This window comes from Sphingobium xenophagum (assembly GCF_002288285.1).
Taxonomy (GTDB): domain Bacteria; phylum Pseudomonadota; class Alphaproteobacteria; order Sphingomonadales; family Sphingomonadaceae; genus Sphingobium; species Sphingobium xenophagum.
The window spans coordinates 378,440-396,660 of record NZ_CP022745.1; the positions used below are offsets into that span (position 1 = coordinate 378,440).

General features: G+C 62.6%; 18 protein-coding genes and 1 tRNA gene. 3 read left to right on the top strand and 16 right to left on the bottom strand.

Annotation, left to right across the window (positions count from 1 at the left end; all coding sequences use genetic code 11):
* Positions 1-14 precede the first annotated feature (14 nt).
* Both rpoC and CJD35_RS01835 read left to right on the top strand, forming a co-directional pair.
* Complete coding sequence (gene rpoC, locus CJD35_RS01825; protein ID WP_017182609.1) at positions 15-4,271, top strand: DNA-directed RNA polymerase subunit beta'; 4,257 nt, start codon at positions 15-17, stop codon at positions 4,269-4,271.
* Positions 4,272-4,695: 424 nt separating this feature from the next.
* Positions 4,696-4,769, top strand: a tRNA-Gln gene (locus CJD35_RS01835).
* Positions 4,770-4,778: 9 nt separating this feature from the next.
* On the opposite strand, the gene CJD35_RS01840 is transcribed toward CJD35_RS01835, so the two are convergent.
* From CJD35_RS01840 to CJD35_RS01885, 10 genes are all read right to left on the bottom strand, one after another.
* Positions 4,779-5,858 carry a tyrosine-type recombinase/integrase gene (locus CJD35_RS01840; RefSeq protein WP_095686747.1) on the bottom strand — a complete coding sequence of 360 codons (1,080 nt, stop codon included), beginning with the start codon at positions 5,856-5,858 and terminating at the stop codon, positions 4,779-4,781.
* Complete coding sequence (locus CJD35_RS01845) at positions 5,855-6,049, bottom strand: hypothetical protein (protein WP_095686748.1); 195 nt, start codon at positions 6,047-6,049, stop codon at positions 5,855-5,857. The genes CJD35_RS01840 and CJD35_RS01845 overlap by 4 nt, the downstream gene beginning before the upstream one ends.
* Entirely contained in the window at positions 6,046-6,357 is a 312-nt protein-coding gene (locus tag CJD35_RS01850; RefSeq protein WP_095686749.1) for a phage head closure protein, read from the bottom strand. The genes CJD35_RS01845 and CJD35_RS01850 overlap by 4 nt, the downstream gene beginning before the upstream one ends.
* The gene (locus CJD35_RS01855; protein WP_157742266.1) at positions 6,354-6,623 is read right to left on the bottom strand and encodes a head-tail connector protein; all 270 of its coding nucleotides are present in this window, start codon (positions 6,621-6,623) and stop codon (positions 6,354-6,356) included. Before CJD35_RS01855 ends, CJD35_RS01850 begins: the two co-directional genes overlap by 4 nt.
* On the bottom strand, positions 6,616-7,803 hold the full coding sequence (locus tag CJD35_RS01860) for a phage portal protein (RefSeq protein ID WP_095686751.1): 1,188 nt from the start codon (positions 7,801-7,803) through the stop codon (positions 6,616-6,618). Before CJD35_RS01860 ends, CJD35_RS01855 begins: the two co-directional genes overlap by 8 nt.
* Positions 7,790-8,302, bottom strand: coding sequence for an HK97 family phage prohead protease (locus tag CJD35_RS01865; protein WP_244917198.1), 513 nt, complete (start codon positions 8,300-8,302; stop codon positions 7,790-7,792). The genes CJD35_RS01860 and CJD35_RS01865 overlap by 14 nt, the downstream gene beginning before the upstream one ends.
* 32 nt (positions 8,303-8,334) lie before the next feature.
* Entirely contained in the window at positions 8,335-8,601 is a 267-nt protein-coding gene (locus tag CJD35_RS01870; protein ID WP_095686753.1) for a spike base protein, RCAP_Rcc01079 family, read from the bottom strand.
* 3 nt (positions 8,602-8,604) lie between these two features.
* A complete protein-coding gene (locus tag CJD35_RS01875; protein WP_095686754.1) occupies positions 8,605-9,825 on the bottom strand; it encodes a phage major capsid protein in 1,221 nt (406 codons plus the stop codon).
* Between the two features lie 313 nt (positions 9,826-10,138).
* Complete coding sequence (locus tag CJD35_RS01880; RefSeq protein ID WP_095686755.1) at positions 10,139-10,678, bottom strand: hypothetical protein; 540 nt, start codon at positions 10,676-10,678, stop codon at positions 10,139-10,141.
* 76 nt (positions 10,679-10,754) lie between these two features.
* Positions 10,755-11,264 (bottom strand): hypothetical protein, encoded by a 510-nt coding sequence (locus tag CJD35_RS01885; RefSeq protein ID WP_157742267.1) that lies wholly within the window; start codon positions 11,262-11,264, stop codon positions 10,755-10,757.
* Positions 11,265-11,359: 95 nt separating this feature from the next.
* Between CJD35_RS01885 and CJD35_RS22335 the strand changes: the two genes are divergently transcribed.
* Positions 11,360-11,695, top strand: coding sequence for a Rap1a/Tai family immunity protein (locus CJD35_RS22335; RefSeq protein WP_157742268.1), 336 nt, complete (start codon positions 11,360-11,362; stop codon positions 11,693-11,695).
* On the opposite strand, the gene CJD35_RS01890 is transcribed toward CJD35_RS22335, so the two are convergent.
* The 6 genes from CJD35_RS01890 to CJD35_RS01910 all read right to left on the bottom strand — a co-directional run bounded on the left by CJD35_RS01890 (position 11,692) and on the right by CJD35_RS01910 (position 18,117).
* The gene (locus CJD35_RS01890; RefSeq protein ID WP_095686757.1) at positions 11,692-13,281 is read right to left on the bottom strand and encodes a terminase large subunit; all 1,590 of its coding nucleotides are present in this window, start codon (positions 13,279-13,281) and stop codon (positions 11,692-11,694) included. The genes CJD35_RS22335 and CJD35_RS01890 overlap by 4 nt on opposite strands.
* A complete protein-coding gene (locus CJD35_RS23545; RefSeq protein ID WP_095686758.1) occupies positions 13,274-13,690 on the bottom strand; it encodes an HNH endonuclease in 417 nt (138 codons plus the stop codon). The genes CJD35_RS01890 and CJD35_RS23545 overlap by 8 nt, the downstream gene beginning before the upstream one ends.
* The gene (locus CJD35_RS22340) at positions 13,683-13,841 is read right to left on the bottom strand and encodes a hypothetical protein (protein WP_157742269.1); all 159 of its coding nucleotides are present in this window, start codon (positions 13,839-13,841) and stop codon (positions 13,683-13,685) included. The genes CJD35_RS23545 and CJD35_RS22340 overlap by 8 nt, the downstream gene beginning before the upstream one ends.
* Before the next feature lie 125 nt (positions 13,842-13,966).
* On the bottom strand, positions 13,967-15,973 hold the full coding sequence (locus CJD35_RS01900; RefSeq protein WP_095686759.1) for a phage/plasmid primase, P4 family: 2,007 nt from the start codon (positions 15,971-15,973) through the stop codon (positions 13,967-13,969).
* Between the two features lie 276 nt (positions 15,974-16,249).
* On the bottom strand, positions 16,250-16,435 hold the full coding sequence (locus CJD35_RS01905; RefSeq protein WP_017180882.1) for a hypothetical protein: 186 nt from the start codon (positions 16,433-16,435) through the stop codon (positions 16,250-16,252).
* 62 nt (positions 16,436-16,497) lie between these two features.
* Positions 16,498-18,117, bottom strand: coding sequence for an NAD(P)/FAD-dependent oxidoreductase (locus CJD35_RS01910; protein WP_017180883.1), 1,620 nt, complete (start codon positions 18,115-18,117; stop codon positions 16,498-16,500).
* Positions 18,118-18,221 lie beyond the last annotated feature (104 nt).

Genomic DNA, 18,221 nt, shown 5'->3' on the forward strand with positions numbered 1-18,221 from the left:
TGAGGGAATGAAAAATGAACGAACTGACCAACTTCGCCAACCCGGTCGCCAAGACCGAGACTTTCGACCAGATCCAGATCGGCCTTGCCTCGCCAGAGCGCATCCGCAGCTGGTCCTTCGGCGAGATCAAGAAGCCCGAAACCATCAACTATCGCACGTTCAAGCCCGAACGTGACGGCCTGTTCTGCGCGCGTATCTTTGGCCCGATCAAGGATTATGAATGCCTGTGCGGCAAGTATAAGCGCATGAAGTACAAGGGCATCGTCTGCGAGAAGTGCGGTGTCGAAGTCACGGTGAGCAAGGTGCGCCGCGAGCGCATGGGCCATATCGAACTGGCCGCTCCCGTTGCGCATATCTGGTTCCTGAAATCGCTGCCTTCGCGCATCGGCCTGCTGCTCGACATGCAGTTGAAGCAGCTGGAGCGCGTCCTCTATTTCGAAAGCTATATCGTCATCGAGCCGGGCCTGACCCCGCTGGAGAAATATCAGCTGCTCAATGAGGACGAACTGCTCGACGCGCAGGACGAATATGGCGAGGACGCCTTCTCCGCCGGGATCGGCGCCGAAGCGGTCAAGCAGATGCTGATGGACCTCGACCTGGAAGGCGAAAAGCAGGTTCTGCTGGAAGAGCTGGCGACGACCAAGTCGGAGCTGAAGCCCAAGAAGATCATCAAGCGTTTGAAGGTCGTCGAAAGCTTCATCGATTCGGGCAACCGCCCCGAATGGATGATCCTGGACGTCGTGCCCGTGATCCCGCCAGAACTGCGCCCGCTGGTGCCGCTGGACGGTGGCCGGTTCGCGACGTCGGACCTCAATGACCTGTATCGCCGCGTCATCAACCGCAACAACCGCTTGAAGCGGCTGATGGAACTGCGCGCGCCGGACATCATCGTCCGCAACGAAAAGCGCATGTTGCAGGAAGCGGTCGACGCCCTGTTCGACAATGGCCGTCGTGGCCGCGTCATCACCGGTGCGAACAAGCGTCCATTGAAGTCGCTGTCCGACATGCTCAAGGGCAAGCAGGGCCGCTTCCGCCAGAACCTGCTCGGCAAGCGCGTCGACTATTCGGGCCGTTCGGTCATCGTGACCGGGCCGGAACTCAAGCTGCACCAGTGCGGCCTGCCCAAGAAGATGGCGCTCGAACTGTTCAAGCCGTTCATCTACGCCCGCCTGGATGCCAAGGGTCTGTCCATGACCCTGAAGCAGGCCAAGAAGTGGGTCGAGAAGGAGCGCAAGGAAGTCTGGGACATTCTGGACGAGGTGATCCGCGAGCATCCGGTGATGCTGAACCGCGCACCGACGCTCCATCGCCTCGGCATCCAGGCGTTCGAACCCGTGCTGATCGAGGGCAAGGCGATCCAGCTTCACCCGCTGGTCTGCTCGGCCTTCAACGCCGACTTCGACGGTGACCAGATGGCCGTTCACGTTCCGCTGAGCCTGGAGGCCCAGCTGGAAGCGCGCGTGCTGATGATGTCGACCAACAACATCCTGTCGCCCGCCAACGGCAAGCCGATCATCGTGCCGTCGCAGGACATGGTGCTGGGCATCTATTATCTGTCGATGGAACGCGAAGGCGAGCCGGGCGAAGGCATGTTGCTGAGCGACATGCAGGAAGTGCATCAGGCGCTGTTCACCAAGTCGGTGACGCTGCACAGCAAGATCATCAGCCGCGTGCCGCAGACCGACGAGGCGGGCAACAGCTACCTCAAGCGTTATGAAACGACGCCGGGCCGCATGTTGCTGGGCGAATGCCTGCCCAAGAATCACAAGGTGCCCTTCGACGTCGTCAACCGCCTGCTGACCAAGAAGGACGTCGGCGACGTGATCGACGAGGTCTATCGTCACACCGGCCAGAAGGACACGGTGCTGTTCGCCGACGCCATCATGGCGCTGGGCTTCCGCCACGCGTTCCAGGCCGGCATTTCGTTCGGCAAGGACGACATGGTCATCCCCGACAGCAAGGTGACGTTGGTCGACGAGACCAAGGCGCTGGTTGCGGACTATGAGCAGCAATATCAGGACGGCCTGATCACCCAGCAGGAAAAATACAACAAGGTGATCGACGCCTGGTCGGGTTGCGGCGATCGCGTCGCGAACGCCATGATGGACGAAATCCGCGCCCAGCCCAAGGACCCGCAGACCGGTCGCCTGGCGCAGATCAACTCGATCTACATGATGGCGCATTCCGGTGCGCGTGGTAGCCAGGCGCAGATGAAGCAGCTCGCGGGGATGCGCGGCCTGATGGCCAAGCCTTCGGGCGAGATTATCGAAACGCCGATCATCTCCAACTTCAAGGAAGGCCTGACCGTCCTTGAATATTTCAACTCCACCCACGGCGCCCGCAAGGGTCTGGCCGACACCGCGCTCAAGACGGCGAATTCGGGTTACCTGACCCGCCGTCTGGTCGACGTTAGCCAGGACTGCACGATCGTCGAGGAAGATTGCGGCACCGACCGCGCGCTGGAGATGAAGGCGATCGTCCAGGGCGGTTCGACCATCGCGTCGCTTGGCGAACGTATCCTGGGCCGCACCACGGCGCAGGACATTATCGACAGCAAGGATGGCAGCATCGTCATCCCGATCGGCACGCTGCTGGACGAACCGATGATCGCCAAGATCGAAGCGATCGGCACGCAGTCGGTGAAGATCCGCAGCCCGCTGATCTGCGAAAGCAAGATGGGCGTTTGCGGCAAATGCTATGGTCGTGACCTTGCCCGCGGTACGCCGGTCAATATCGGTGAAGCGGTGGGCGTCATCGCGGCCCAGTCGATCGGTGAGCCTGGCACCCAGCTGACGATGCGGACCTTCCACATCGGCGGCGCGGCCCAGCTCAACGAAACGTCGAACCTGGAAGCGATTGCCGACGGGACGCTGGAACTGCGCGACATGCCGACGATCACGGACAGCCGTGGCCGCCGCCTGTCGCTCGCCCGCAACGGCGAACTGGCGATCATCGACAATGAAGGCCGCGAACGCGCCGTGCATCGCCTGCCTTATGGTGCGACCATCCTGTTCGAGAATAACGCACAGGTTAAGCAGGGCGACCGGATCGCCGAATGGGATCCGTTCACCATGCCGGTGATCACCGAGCGTCCGGGTATCGTCAAATATGTCGACCTGATCGACGGCAAGACGCTGACCGAACAGACCGACGAAGCGACCGGCATCGCCCAGCGCGTCGTCACCGAGCATCGCGGTTCGAGCCGTACCAAGGAGGATCTGCGTCCGCGCCTGACCCTGCTGGACGATGGTTCGGGCGAAGCGGCCCGCTACATGCTGGCCGTGGGTGCGACACTGTCGGTCGAGGATGGACAGACGGTTCAGGCCGGTGACGTGCTGGCGCGTGTCAGCCGCGAAGCCGCCAAGACCCGCGACATCACGGGCGGTCTGCCGCGCGTGGCCGAGCTGTTCGAAGCGCGCAAGCCCAAGGACAATGCCATCATCGCCAAGGTGTCGGGCCGCGTCCAGTTCCTCAAGGACTATAAGGCGAAGCGCAAGATCGCCATCAATCCTGAGGATGGCGGCGAGCCGGTCGAATATCTGATCCCCAAGAGCAAGGTGATCGACGTTCAGGAAGGCGACTATGTCAAGCGCGGCGACAATCTGATCGGCGGTTCGCCCGATCCGCATGACATTCTGGAAGTTCTGGGTATCGAGCCGCTGGCCGAATATCTGGTCGCGGAAATCCAGGAAGTCTATCGCTTGCAGGGCGTGAAGATCAACGACAAGCATATCGAAACGATCGTTCGTCAGATGTTGCAGAAGGTCGAGATCACCGAGTCCGGCGACACCACCTTGCTGGTGGGCGAGCAGGTCGATCGTGAGGAAATGGACGAAATCAACGCCAAGCTAGCGCCGGGCTTCCTGCCTGCTGCTGGCAAGCCGGTGTTGCTGGGCATCACCAAGGCCTCGCTCCAGACCCGCTCCTTCATCTCGGCAGCGTCCTTCCAGGAAACCACCCGCGTCCTCACGGAAGCGGCGGTTCAGGGCAAGAAGGACACGCTCGTCGGTCTGAAGGAAAATGTCATCGTCGGCCGCCTGATCCCGGCGGGTACCGGCGCGGGCATGAATCGTCTGCGCGTCGCCGCCTCCTCGCGGGATGCAGCCATGCGCGCCGCGCTGCGAGCGGCGAGCCAGGTCGACCTGATCGCACCAGCCAGCGCCGCGGCGGAACATGCCGCCGAGCTGCGCCAGGGGCCGGAAGCCGCGATCGGCAACGATCCGCTGGCGACCGTGCAGGGTGATGATTTCACCACGCAGGACATGGACTGACGCTTCGAGGGCGCGGGTGGCTGTTTCCTGTACGGGGAGCGGCCATCCCGCACCTTGCCTTTGACTGGCAACGCAAAAAGCCCGCCGGATGCGTGACGCGCACCGGCGGGCTTTTTTTTTCGCGCTCATATCGTTTTGCACATCCGATATTCGTGTGCGGGAAGAAACCATCCTCCCCTTGCAGGGGAGGTGGCTGGCCGGAGGCCAGACGGAAGGGTGTGGCGCTATCGATAGGGCGACACCCCTCCACCACCGCTACGCGGCGGTCCCCCTCCCCTTGCAGGGGAGGATTATTGCAGTGTTGGGTTTGCAAAGCGCATAGTCGCCTTCACGTTGCTATCCGCGTGAGGCCAAAAACCCTCTTGACCTGTCCCTGGCCGCCGCCTATCTGCGGCCTCCCAAGCGGGTCACGGCCCGCCCATGATGCCCGATCCTCTAATGGTAAGAGAGCGGACTCTGACTCCGTCAATCAAGGTTCGAATCCTTGTCGGGCATCCACTACCGCCCTCATAATGGCTCCTTTTCAGTGGTTTGCGACCGTTCTGTGGCTAACTTTTTAGCGCGGTTAGCCATCACCTTTGCCATTGCCGCATCAGCGCGCAGGCCCAGATTCGCGTCTCCGGCATAGCGCCGGTATTCCTTCACAGTCTTATGACCCGTGATCGCCATGCCTTCGTCGTCGCTGCATCCAGCTTCGCGACAGCGGCGTGCGGCCGATTTGCGCAGGCCGTGGGGTGAGCAATGCGGTAGCCCCGCCTGGATACACGCCCGCTTGAGCATGTTGTAAAATCCCTTGGGCGTGAACGGCTCGCCGGTCCTGTTCTCCAGCAGCGTCACCATGCCCATAGGACCAGCGCCCAGCGCCTCTTGCAGCGGCTCGACCATAGGCACATCGACGGCATTGCTCGTCTTGCTCTGGTCCAGAATGATGCGCCCGCCCTCGATCATGTCGTGGGTCATCAGTCGAACGTCGCCACTCCGCTGCGCTCCATAGAGCAGCAGAGCGAAGGCAAGCCGGGGCTTGGTCCCCAGGGGGTGCTTAGCCTCGAAGGCTGAAAGCTCGTCCTCAGTCCAGCGGTGATAGCCAGTGCTATTCTCGGCCTTTGGGGGGCGCGTGTCCTTCACCGGGTCGAAGCCCGGAGGCACCAGTTTGGCGCGGCGGGCGATGATGAACAGTTGCGTCAGCAGCTTGCGCAGACGTGCGGCCGCGTGGGGCTTATGGCGCATGGCGTTCATTAGACGCGCGATCCGTTCCGCATCAAAATGACGCATGGGGTCGTCGCCAAAAGCGGCGCGGAAACGCTCCAGCACGCCGCGATAGACAACCTTCGTGGCGTCTTTCAGGTCGAGGAATGAATTGTCACTGTAATAGCGCGCGATCACGTCTGAGACGCTGCCGTGCTTTAGACGCTCCGCACCCGCGCGGATCGGCTCAGCTTCCAGACAGGCGGCGTATTCGCGCTCAAAGTCCTTCGTCCCGTGCGGAGCCTTGAAATAATAGGTCGGATATCCCTTACGCCGGAAACGCCAGCGGCGCTTTTGATGGCGGTCAAGGAAGCTCGTCGCATATGGATAGCGGTTTTTCATAGTGCCGCGAACTTGCCCAGACGATCGTCCAAATCGCCAGCGTCATCGTCAGCAGCCTTAGCCGGGGACAGGGAAATGGTTATCGACCCGTCCATAGCCACGCGCCCACGGATCGACACGCCTTCTTCACGCGAGACGCGCGCCCACCGCCGCAGATCGGCTTCACGGATCAAAGCGCGTCGTGCTGTCATCCAGCCGCCACCGTCAGCAATTCGGTGCCCTCGCGCCGCCCAAGCTCTTTCACACCAATGATGTTGTGTGGTCGCCCGTCATAAGAAACGCGGTCGAGCACAGTCACGCCGTCGAGCCAGCGCATACGGAATAGCACCCGCTGTTCGGCCTGGACCGCAGCGGCGGCGAAGAACTCGCGCCCGCCTTCCTGCACAACCTGAGCAGGGACCGTCTGCCAATCGGCCCATGTCTCCACAGAGCTATAGCCGTCATCGACCAGCGTCATGCGCTGGATGGTCACGGTGCGGTCGAGCGTCCCGGCCCTCATAGGTCGAGCACCCGCAGCGACTGGATAAGAGCGCGTTCGCCCTTCCCTGCCTCCAAGCTGTCCCGCTGGTCGAACATGATAGCCACGCGGGTGAGCACCGCCATTTTGAGGCGCGGGGGCGCTTCCCCTATCGCGACATAGGCGTCGGCATATTCCGCGACAGCATCGGACGCCGCAGCGATCATCAAGCCAATGGTCGCGTCATCGCCGTCATGGGTGACGCGCAGGAACTGCTTTGCTTCCGTCAGGGTGACAATATCAGCCATCGGCCTGTTCTCCCTGATTCGAGGGGGCAGGACTACGGACGCCAGCGCCGCGCTTGTTCCAGCCTTCAATCTGGCGAACCTCGTCAGCATCGAGCACGCCCGCGTCGAGCGCGATCTTATGCGCTGCCCAGCGGGTTTCAGGATCGCCCCGAAGGAAGCCAGACAGATCCAGCTCCAGCTCATAGGGGCCATTGGTCGGGAACACAGAGCGAGCAAACTCTGCCTCGATCTTGCGCGCCCAGGGGGCCAGGCAGAAGGTGGCGAACCACCGGCCCGCCGTCTCGCTGTTCGTGAAAGTGTTGTGCGAATAATCCTGCACGATCGGCGGGGGCACCTGAAACAGGCGGCAGATTTCCTCCACGCCAAACTTGCGCGTCTCCAGCAACTCGGCATCCTCAGGGGATATCTGCGCCGCCTTCCACGTCAGCCCGCCATCCAGAATAAGCGTGCTGCCCGCGTTCGCCGCGCCTTGGTGACGGGATGCAAAGGCCGTGCGCAGCTCGGTGCGCTGCACTGGCGTCAAAGCCGCCGCGCTTTCAATGACGCCGCTGGGGGTCGCTGCATTGCCCAGGAAGGCGTTTGCATGGCTGTTCGCCGCCTGGACGCCCGCCACCGTCTCAGCCGCCCGCGACAGGCGCGAGCGCCCGATCAGGCCATCATCGGTGCGGTCGCGCAGGTGCAGCACCTCGCCCTCCAGCAAGCGCCGGGTGTTGCCCCTGCCATCCGACACGTCATAGGCGAGGCGTCCGCTTGTCAGCTCAGCGACCGTCACCATGCCCCAAGGGATATAGCGAAAGCCCATAAGCTGCCCGTTGCCGCTGCGCACGATCTCCGAAAGGCCGTTGCCGGTGAGCAGGGCCGATGCAATCCAGTGCTCCAGCCAATCGGGCCAGATCATGCCGGGATTGACGCCGCCGCGCACGATCTTCCGCAAGGGATGCGCCATCGCCTCCGTGCGGTTGCCGTCGCCGTCGATCCGGTAAACCAGGGCAGGGACATAGGCGAGGGCCGTGGCAATGGCGTTGGTGCAGGCCAGCACCGTGCTAAGATTTTCAGCGCAGCGCGCCGACACGCCAGCCATATAGCCGACGCCGGGCGCGAGAGCGGCCCATGACGGGTCTGCCGCATCATTGCGACGTTCAAAGCCAAAGCGGGAAAGGATGCGGTCAGCCAATGGCACGGGCCACCTCCGCCAGTATGAGAGCGCGGCGACGGCGCAAGGTGTGGCCATCATGGCCACGGCTCCGCAGCGCAATCTCTGTGTCGGGATAGGCAGGCCAGGACGAAACCACGCTGATCTCTTTCAGGTTGATCGTCCGCAGCGTCCGCTTTTCGCCGTGCCAGTCGTCCCCACCGCGCGGCACCTTGAAGCCGAAGGACATGCCGCCCAAGTCGTCGCGCTGCGCCAGCGCCAGCACGTCGCGCCCCGCCGCCGTGTCGGGAAGGTCGAGCGAGAAGGCCAGCCCCCGGCTATCCTCAGTCAACCGCAGCGTTCCCGAACGGGTGCGGCCCAGCACTTGCCCCTCGTTATGGTCGAGCAGCGCCAGCACGTCGCCAGCAAGGGCCGAACGGAAAGCACCAGGCGCGATCGTCTCCACGAAAGAGCCGATACGCGCTTCGCTGCCGAATAGGGCGGCATAGCCTTCCAGCCGACGCCCAGCGGCGCGCAGCTCCGTCACCGCGCGCCGTTCAAGGGATGCCGCCCCGTCCATCAATAGAGCGCCAGCAGGTTGGTAGCGGTCGTGCTAGTCGTGCGAACGTGCGTCACACGCAAAGGCAGGATGCCCACGGGCGCGGCCTTCACCAGCACGTCGGTATCGTCGCCCAGAAGACGGCAGGCAATGTCGCCGCTAACGCCGACATACAGGCCGCGTGTCGCGCCGTCCGCCAGGGGATTGGTGTTGTGGGTCGTAACCGCTTTGGCGCTCCGTGCCGGGGCGCTGGCTGCGTTGACGAAATGTGCATAGGGATCGGTCATGGCTCAGGCTCCTACCGTGATGCCGGTCGCGGCGATGAAGGACGCGGGGCGGCGGATACCAAAGTCAACCGTGGCCATCGCGCGGATAAGCAGGTTGCCCTTGCTGTACGCCGTCTCCGCATAGGGGTTCACCAGAATGTCCAGCTGGCTCCAGACGCCGACAAGGAAGTCCCGCCAGTCGCCATAGATCAGCGTGTGTTCGTCATCGCCCGTTCCCAGGTTCGACGGCGCCTGATTGCTGAACTGCACCGGCTCGCCATGGAACGTGACGCCCACCGCAATAGGGTTGCCGTCTGCATCACGGGTTTTCATCGCGTCCGACTTCACGCCGTTGGTGGCGAGGAAGCCGCGCGCGGTCGATACGTTGGCCAGGTCCGCCGCTCCGATCATGTTGGCGGTCGTCGTGAACAGGTCGGTGTCGAAGGCCAGTGTCGGCACATCGGTATCGTTAAGGATGCCCAGCGGCTCCGCGCCCACGCCGCTGCCATTGATCGCGGCCCGGTCGATCTCCAGCGCGATATTGCGCGCCAGCATGTTGCGCAGGAGCTGTTCCACGTTCGGGCTGGCCTGCATGACCATGTTGCGGCTGATCTCGCTGATAGCGCCGACATGGTGCGGGGAGAGGGTCAGGCTATCGAACGTCGCATTGCCCGTGCTCAGCGCCGCGTTTTCAGCGACCCAGCCCACGGCAGGCGATCCCGTCTCGCGAGGGATTTCCACATTGCCGGTCAGGCCGGTGAGGACGGTCGCGCCCAGCGTCGTGATGACAGCCGAAGCGGTCAGGGCGTTGACGAACAGGTCAGGGCGAAAGTCGGTCGGCAGGATCGCACCGCTGTTGCTGGTCGTCTGCACGGCGCGCGTCTCGAAAATCTCGGTAGGGACATAGAAGCCCTGCGCCGGTTTACCCGCACGCTTGGCAAGCTCGGCCTGCAACTCGATTTCGCGGCCAGCATCGACGCCCAGGCCCGCCTTGTGGGCAATGATCCGGGTGAGCGAGAAATTGCGCAACTCACGGTCCAGATGTTCGTCGGTCGTGCCCGTGAGGGGTTTGCCGGGTTCGGCGCGGTCGGCTGCGTCGATCTTGCGCTGGCGGTCCAGCTTGCCGTCGAGCGCGCGCAATTCGTTCTCCGCAGCTTCAAAACCGCCGTTGTCGTCTGCCTCATGGGCAGCGTTCATGCGGGTGACGATCGCCGCCCGCTGTTCGATCAAGTCACTCGTTTTCATGACATAGCACTTTCAATCTGGCGGGGAGCCGAAGCCCCCCGCGCGGTGAGAGCCGACGCTTCACAACGTGGGCAAAACGTCTCCATGGGGTGCACCCCTTCCGCAATGCCAGACGCGGCGGTGGACGCCTTGGAGAGAGGCGGTCTCGAATCGCTTAACCCAAATGGTTTGATGTAGGACAGCGAATAGGATTTGTGCGGTGACGCCCGATTGTGCCCCATGAAAGCATCAGCAGATGCCGCTCCCCAGGCATCGGGCTTTTCGCTTTTGGCCGCACCGCGTCGGCCGCAGGACTTGGAGAGCTTCCGAAGCATTATTCGTGCGCGTCGTTGATGCCGGTCAGGTCGATCGCGAGCTGGTGGAGGAAGCCCGCCGACAACACGCCCTCTGAGCGGAAAGCGGATGTGCCATACCCAGCGCCGTGCTCAACGAACTCCGGCGCAACAAACTTTTCGATTTGACCGTTGCGATAATGGATGCTGGCGATCGGCAGGTTCCGGCAGATTCGCACTTCCCAAACTTCCCAAGCCCAATCTGGGTTGCCTAAAACGACTTGGAGGGTGGCTAGAAAATCATTGCTGTGGCGAAACGCCGAAGCGGCTCCTACTCCGATCAATTCGGCCAGGCGGGCGAGAGTTTCGGAAGCGCGGGCGGCCACGTCAGATCCGGCGTAGGCAGCGATGATCCAGGCCACTTCATCGGTCGACAGACTGTGAGCGTTCATGCCGCGACCAGCGGTCGACACTTTAAATGATTCACGCAGCTTGCGCGTCACCACGTCCAGGGCAGATGCGTTAGCGCCAAAGACTGATAGGCGGCGTTCGAGTTGCTTCGCGTTCATCATGTTCTCCATTCGTAGAACCTACATAAGGCCATTTGTAGAATCTGCAAATAGAAAATGCCCCCGCCCGCTAATGCGGGGGCAGGGGTCAATGCGCCAGCACTTCGCCACCGGGATCGCTGAGCATACAGCCCGGCCCGCTGGCCCCGTAGGTGAAGCGCACATAGTCGAAGGCGGTATTCACGCCGTCCTCGTCGCACTGGCCTTCGTGGTCGTCCTGTTCTGCCGCGTCGTCGTCCTCGTCGTCCTCGTGCCCAGCAAGGATATTCGGCCCGCGCTTTTGGCTTCCGCGCATGGTGTGCCATTCGACATAGGCACCCGCGTCCTGATCGCTGATCGAGCAGCCGGGGCCGCTTCCGGCATAGTCGGTTGCCATGGCGGACAACGCAAAGTCGTCCTCCAGATCGGTAGCATCTTCGCGGTCAATGTCGCCGTCCACAAGGTCGAGCAAGTCTATTGCGACGGACAGGAACGCCTCCAGCGTTTCGCGATCGTGGCGCGCATAGCGCAACAGCACACGCTGCACGGCAGGCATGGGGGGCAGGCGATTCGGTATGGTGACAAGGGCGGAGTCCGCCCGTAGATCGGTGTTAGCCATGATGATCTCCGTAGGATCGTTTTGGTCAGTGGCGGGCTTGTGTTAGCGCACAGGTCCGTCACGCTTATTAGGGCACAAACAGGGAATTGGGTCAAATGCGGAATGCCGGTTCTTTTGCTATTATGGTCGGCTTGCTGTTCGCGCCGCCAGCTATCGCCCAACATAATCCCAGTTTTTACATAAATGGTCAGAAACTCCATGAATTCTGCGAAAAGAAAACGGCTTCCGATAATGCTTTTTGCATTGGTTACGTCACAGCAATAGCCGATAGTTTTGAACATGGACGAAGCAAAGACTGCATCCCGGATGGTGTGGGTAGCCTTATCGTTCGAGATGTTATTTCGAAGTTTTTAGTTGATCATCCGAACTTGCGACATTTACCGGCTAATACTCTCGCGCGCGCAGCACTGATAGAGGCATATTGTCCCTAAACCCACATAGGGCCGCTGCCTCGATACACCTGCGGCCCTTCGTCCCTGTCCGCCAGCCCGCAAGCCATGATGGCCGTCACGATGCCGTCGATCCGGTCCAGGCTTTTCGATTTCGTCGGCTTGCGGTTTCCAGCCGGGTCCGTTTCCACGATGCAATTGCCCGCCTGCCAGCGCATCAGCGGGTTGCCATTGTGCTGCATCCGGCCTGCCAGCACCGCGCGCTCGAACGCATCGACAGCGGGGGCATAACTTTTGAATCCCGGCACGAACTCGGCCATGGGCAGGTCTATCCCTTCGTCCGATAGCAGCTTGCCCAAGTCCTCGAAGCGCCAGCGATCGAAAGCAATGCCCTTCACGTCATAGGCTTGCCGCACGTCCGCCAGCCGCCGCGCTATCGCCACGCGATCGGTCGCCCGGCCCACGGTGCGCTCCATAAACCCATCATCGGCCCAGCGATCATAGGGCACCCGGTCGCGCTCCACCCGCTCGCCTATCGTGTCGTGCGGCACCCAATGCCAGGTGAGCAGCTTGCCATGATCGGGGAACCATAGCGAGAAGGCGCACAGATCGCGTGTGCTGGACAGGTCAAGTCCGCCATAGCAAGCCTGCCCCTCCAGCTCGATCGGATCGAAAGGATCGCCGTTCGCATCCCAATCCGCCTGTTCGATGAAACGGCCCTCTGCGGCAATCCGCTGGTTGAGGTTGAGCAGCCGGAACGATGGCGCGAAGGATGGCGAGCGCATCGCCCGCGCCGCCGCGTCGGCAAACTGTTCTTCGTTGAGGAACGCCCCCAGCGCCGGGTTCGCAGCCATCCACGCCCCGCGATCGTCCAGCGCGCAATCATCGGGGGCGCTGTGAAGCTGCACATAGGTCGTTGGGTTCGGTTCCGCGTCCAGCATCTCCGAAAAGAAATGCAGATCGTCCGCTGCCTGCGTGCTGATCGTCACGCCCAGCGCCGACGCCCGCTTGCCCATGCCGGTCGCCAGATTGTCCCACAGCTCGCGGGATCGCCATTGCGCCACTTCGTCGGCAATCCAGAATGACGGGGCCAAGCCGTGCGCCTTTCGGGCGTCGGACGTGAGCGCGCGCCAGATGGATTGCGATTCCTCGTCAATGATCTCCTTGTGCCAATCCTTGATATTCACGCGCGCCGCCATCCATGGCACCGCCTCGATATAGGCCCGGCACATGCGGAAAAGGACGCTGGCCTGTTCGCGGTCGAGCGCGGCGGCATAGCACTCGCCATAGGGTTCCTGCATCGGCCCTAGCAGGTGCGCCAGCGACAGGCCCGCCAGGATCGCGGATTTGCCGTTGCCGCGCGCTACGCTCAGCGCCGCCAGTCGCACCCGGCGCTTGCCCAGGTCATCAACGTCGCCATAGATGCCGCGCACGAACTGTTCCTGAAAGTCGAGCAGCTCCATGGTTTCGCCCGCCATCAAGCCCGACACGATCGGCAAGGTCCGCAGGAAGGCAAGCACCTGTTCGGCCTGCGGCATCCCGTCCTGTTCCCAAGGGTGCGATACGATGGCCGGTGCCGCCGCAGCCGCCGCTTTGAGCCTGCCCGCACCGGGACCGCGTTTACCCATTTCGGTTGTCCTTTGAAACTAATTGAGTCTGTGTGTTGGGCGTCGGTCCCTTGGCGTCAGCTCTGAGCGATTTTTTCGGTGTTTTCCAATTAATGCCGCCATGCCATGGATGCGCCGGATCAAGCGGCGTGCCATCCGGGTTGCACCCGCGCCTTGGCTTCGTGCTCTTGATCGCGCCCGCCTCAGTGCCCCGCGCCGTCTTCGCCCCGTGGCAGGGTGCGCAGTAGGAGGCGAGGCCATCATGCCCAGGGAAGGGATGCCCGCCGTCGCTGATAGCGACACGATGGTCCACCGTGTTAGCGAGGGTGAGCCTGCCCATGGCTTCGCATCCCTCGCATTGCGGGTGCATGGACAGGTGCGCTTCCCTCAGCCGCTTCCATGTCGTCGTGTTGTAGGGCCAATTAGCCATTGCCCATCCTTTCCAGTTGTCGGGCCAAGCGGCGCAGCTCGCGCTCGATCTCGTGCCGGTTCTCAAAGTAGCGTTCGGGGTTGCGCCAGTCGGGGGAGAGCCTGCCTATTTCCCTCGCAATCTGGCGTGCCGTGAAAGCGGGTGCGGTCATTGGTCCGCCCCAGGGCAGGGACGCTTGGGACGCTTAGGGACGGATAATCCCTATCTCCCCATACGTGCGCGCACGCGCATGAACGATCATCAGGAAGAAGCGCTTTAAGCGTCCCTATGCGTCCCTTATTCATGGAAGCCGCCTTTCGGCCTGAGTGCCAGGCCGCGATAGGACCGGACGCTGCCCGACTTGCGAAATTGGAAACCGTTCCGCTTTAGCTTGCTACTCATCGCCCTTTGCGTGCCAGGATCATCGCCAGCGGCACGGGCATATTCCGCCCAATCGTTATAGAGCGGTGTGGGCATTTCCCAATTACCGGGGGCACGGTCGCAACGGTCATTGATCCACTGCCCGAACAAGTCCTGATCCTCAAAATAGTCAGCCGTCGCCGCCGTGACGATCTCAGGCCGAACAAGCCCGTTTGCCTGCCAATCTTTGCAGCCAGCTATAGCCCAGGCGAGGATGCGGCCCGCTTCCGCTTTCAGCTTTTCTTCCAGCATCCGATCAGGCTGCACCGGCTTTTGCGTGAACGGCACGATATTGAAGCGCCGCCGCGCCGCATCGTCCACATTAGCCAGCACCGGGGCATGATTGCCCACGATCACAAGTTTGAACTGAGGAACGAACTCGAAAAAATCCTGCCGCATGAACCGCGCGCTGATCTTGTCGCCGCCCGTCAATTGCTTGATCCGGCTTTCGGCCCATGCTCGGCCTTCCTCCGTCTCACTGGCTGATACCATCCGCGCACCATTGAGCATGGCAAGGTCGGTCGGGTGCCGATCGCTCTTGCTGGCCGTGAAGGTGTCCATGCCCGCCGTGGTGGCATAGTCGCCCATGATATGATTAAGGACATTAAGGAATACGCTTTTGCCGTTCCCACCGGGGCCATAGATGAAGAACAGCGCGTGTTCGTTCGTCAGGCCAGTGAGGCAATAGCCCGCCATCTGTTGCAGGAAGCGCATAAGATCGCGGTCGCCCGCCGTGGCCTGGTCGAGAAAGCGAAGCCACAACGTCGGCTCGCCATGCTCAGGTTCAACGCCGGTCTGTTTCGTTATCATGTCGGCAGGTCGCGCCGGGAAATAGTCGCCGGTGCGCAGGTCCACCGTCCCGCCAGGCGTGCCCAGCAAATAGGGGTCACGATCCCACCCGTCCGCTGTTACCGCATGAACAGGATCGGCGCGCGCGAAGCGTTCAACGCCCCCGGCGAAATTCGCCTTGCCAGCCGCCCCGTGCCGCCGCGCCATCTCGCGCGCATAGGTAAAGGCGCGATGGCAATTGTCCGGTCGCCAGCGCGTGCTATCCCATTCAAACCATGATCCGGCATTATGATCGAAGCGCAGGGAATTGCCGTGCAGGGCCGTGAAGGCCAGCGCAATGTCATCCTCTGACGGGTCGAGCTTGGGCTTCTTCCGCCCAGCGGTGAGGCCGCTTGCAAGCGTGTCCCGTGTCTCATCGCCATCTAAGCCCGCATCGTTCGCTGCATCTCCAAGGGCGCGGCGTGCCTCCACGGTGTCGATATGACTTTGTGCCAGGCGGAACGCCGACTTATTCAGTTGAGCATTGCGGGTGCCAGCCGGGGCGTTGCGCACCTTGTCCGCTTCATATTCGACCAGCGTAGGCGTGCGCAGCATATCCGACAGCCAGGCCGGAACGGGAGCAAGGTTGAACAGGCCAGGGGGATTACCCCATTCATAGGTCGAGCCGGACGGGTGCAGGCTTCCGGGCGCGACCACATAGCCGCCGTCGCCGCGAATATCCACGCCGGGACGGATGCCCGCCCGATTGCCGATCGTGCCGCCCGGATGCTGGAAATAGACGTGAACGCCCTTGCCGGTTCGCACGGTGATGGTGTCGGGGATGCCAAGCGCCTCGGCTTGCTTCACCGCGTCGTCGCTGTCCAGGTCCAGCACAAGCAGGCCGGAGACTGCGCCCGTAGCAATCCCGATATTGGCGTCCGACTTCGCCCACTGGCGCACGGTCGCTAGGTCCGCTGGCTCAGTCTGATAGGATTTCCATTTGCCCAGCGGCTTCTTGTCTCCGCGCTGCACTGGAAAGACGGAAAAGCCCAGGTCCAGCAATTGCTGCCAGCGCGGGGGAAGGGCGAACTCGCGTTCGTTCGGCATCACGGTCATTGCGCGGCCCTTCCATCATCGGTAGGGTTCGCAAGCCAATCCGCGTCCATGGAAAGGTCCGCCCTCGATCCGGTTGCCGCCAGATCGGGGGCTTTTTCATGCCCAGGGGGTGCCGAAAGGTTAGCCAGCGCCTTCTTGTCAGCCGCAGAATTGCGTAGCGACAAAGTGCCGGTTAGCCTCCTTTTCCCATTGATATTACGTGATACTTCATGCCCTTGTCGGGCATCCATTTCCAAAAAATCGCGATTTCCAAGGCTGTTGGCCTGGCCGTTGACGTCAGGTGTCGTCGTGCGGGTGATGCTGTTCCATGCGGCGATGAGCTTCGGCCAGTTCGATCTCGCCGATCAGCAGGGCTGCGTCGCCGGTCGTGAAGCCGGTGACGGGATCGATCATGCCGCTGTGGCTGAACCGGCTAATGAAATTCTGGAACCGTTCGAGGGCTATGCGGACGTCGCTGGTCATGACTGTCTCTCCCGATATGCGATTTCGGGTAGAGCATATCGGGTGCGCCGGATTTTGCCAGCCTATCGCATCATTCCCCGCGCAACCGCCTCCGCCACCTTGATGCCGTCGATCGCGGCGGAAAGGATGCCCCCGGCATAGCCTGCGCCCTCGCCAGCGGGGTATAGGCCAGCGACATTGAGGCTCTGGAAATCCTTGCCGCGGGTGATGCGGATGGGCGAGGATGTGCGTGTTTCCACGCCGGTCATGACCGCGTCAGGATGGTCGTAATGGCTGATCTGGCGGCCAAAGGCAGGCAGCGCCTCCCGAATGGCGTCGACCACATAGTCGGGCAGGCAGCGCGCCAGATCGGTGGGGGTAACGCCCGGCTTGTAGGAGGGGACGACCTCTCCCAAGGCGGTGGACGGGCGAGCGGCCATGAAGTCGCCCACGGTCTGACCGGGCGCAAAGTAGGAGGAGCCGCCAGCGACGAAGGCCGCCGATTCCCAGCGACGTTGCAACGCGATGCCCGCCAACGGGCCTTCGGGATAGTCGCGCGCGGGATCGATGCCGACCACCAGTCCTGAATTGGCGTTGAATTCGGCGCGGCTATACTGGCTCATGCCGTTGGTGACGACGCGCCCTTCCTCCGACGTCGCGGCGACGACCCGGCCGCCGGGGCACATGCAGAAACTGTAGACGGTGCGGCCATTGGCGCAGTGATGGGCCAGGCTATAGGAGGCCGCGCCCAGATCCGGGTGGCCCGCGCAATTGCCGTAGCGGGCGCGATCGACCCAGCTTTGCGGATGTTCGATCCGCACCCCGATGGAGAAGGGCTTGGCCTCTATATGGACGCCGCGGCTGTGCAGCATTTCGAAGGTCGGGCGGGCGCTGTGCCCGACTGCGAGGACGACATGGTCGGCTTCGAGGAAACTGCCATCCTGCATATGGAGGCCACGCAGCCTATGGGCGCCCTCGCCCGCTGGCTCCAGCGCGAGATCGTCCACGCGGGTCTGCCAGCGATATTCGCCGCCCAGCGCCTCGATCTGGCGGCGCATGGATTCGACCATGGTGACGAGGCGGAAGGTGCCGATATGGGGATGGGCTTCCCACAATATGTCGTCAGGGGCGCCCGCCGCGACGAACTCCTCCAGCACCTTGCGGCCGAGGAAGCGCGGGTCCTTGACGCGGCAATAGAGTTTGCCGTCGGAGAATGTGCCCGCCCCGCCCTCGCCGAACTGCACGTTGGAATCCGGGTTCAGTTCGGCGCGACGCCACAGGCCCCATGTATCCTTCGTCCGTTCGCGCACTGGCTTGCCGCGATCCAGGATGATCGGGCGGAACCCCATTTGCGCGAGGATCAGGCCAGCGAACAGGCCGCATGGTCCCGCGCCGATGACGACCGGGCGCTGCGCCAGACCGCCTTCGGGGGCGTGGGTCACGAATCTGTAGCGTGTGTCGGGCGCGGGGCGCACATCCTTGTCACCAGCGAAACGGGCGAGGATGGCGGCTTCGTCGCTGGCGGCGATGTCGAATGTATAGACAAGCTGGATCGCGCTGCGGCGGCGCGCGTCATTGCCGCGCCGCACCAGACTGTGGGACAGCAGGTCGGAGGCAGGGATGCCCAGACGGGCGCAGATGGCGGCAGGGATCGCTTCGGCAGGATGGTCGAGCGGGAGTTGGAGGCCGGAGAGACGGATCATGGACGGGCTGTAGATGATGTGGCTGGATAAGAAAACCGTCCGCCTTGGACGGAAGCCTGCCCCCTCATTTAATCCGTTCGCCCTGAGCTTGTCGAAGGGGAGTC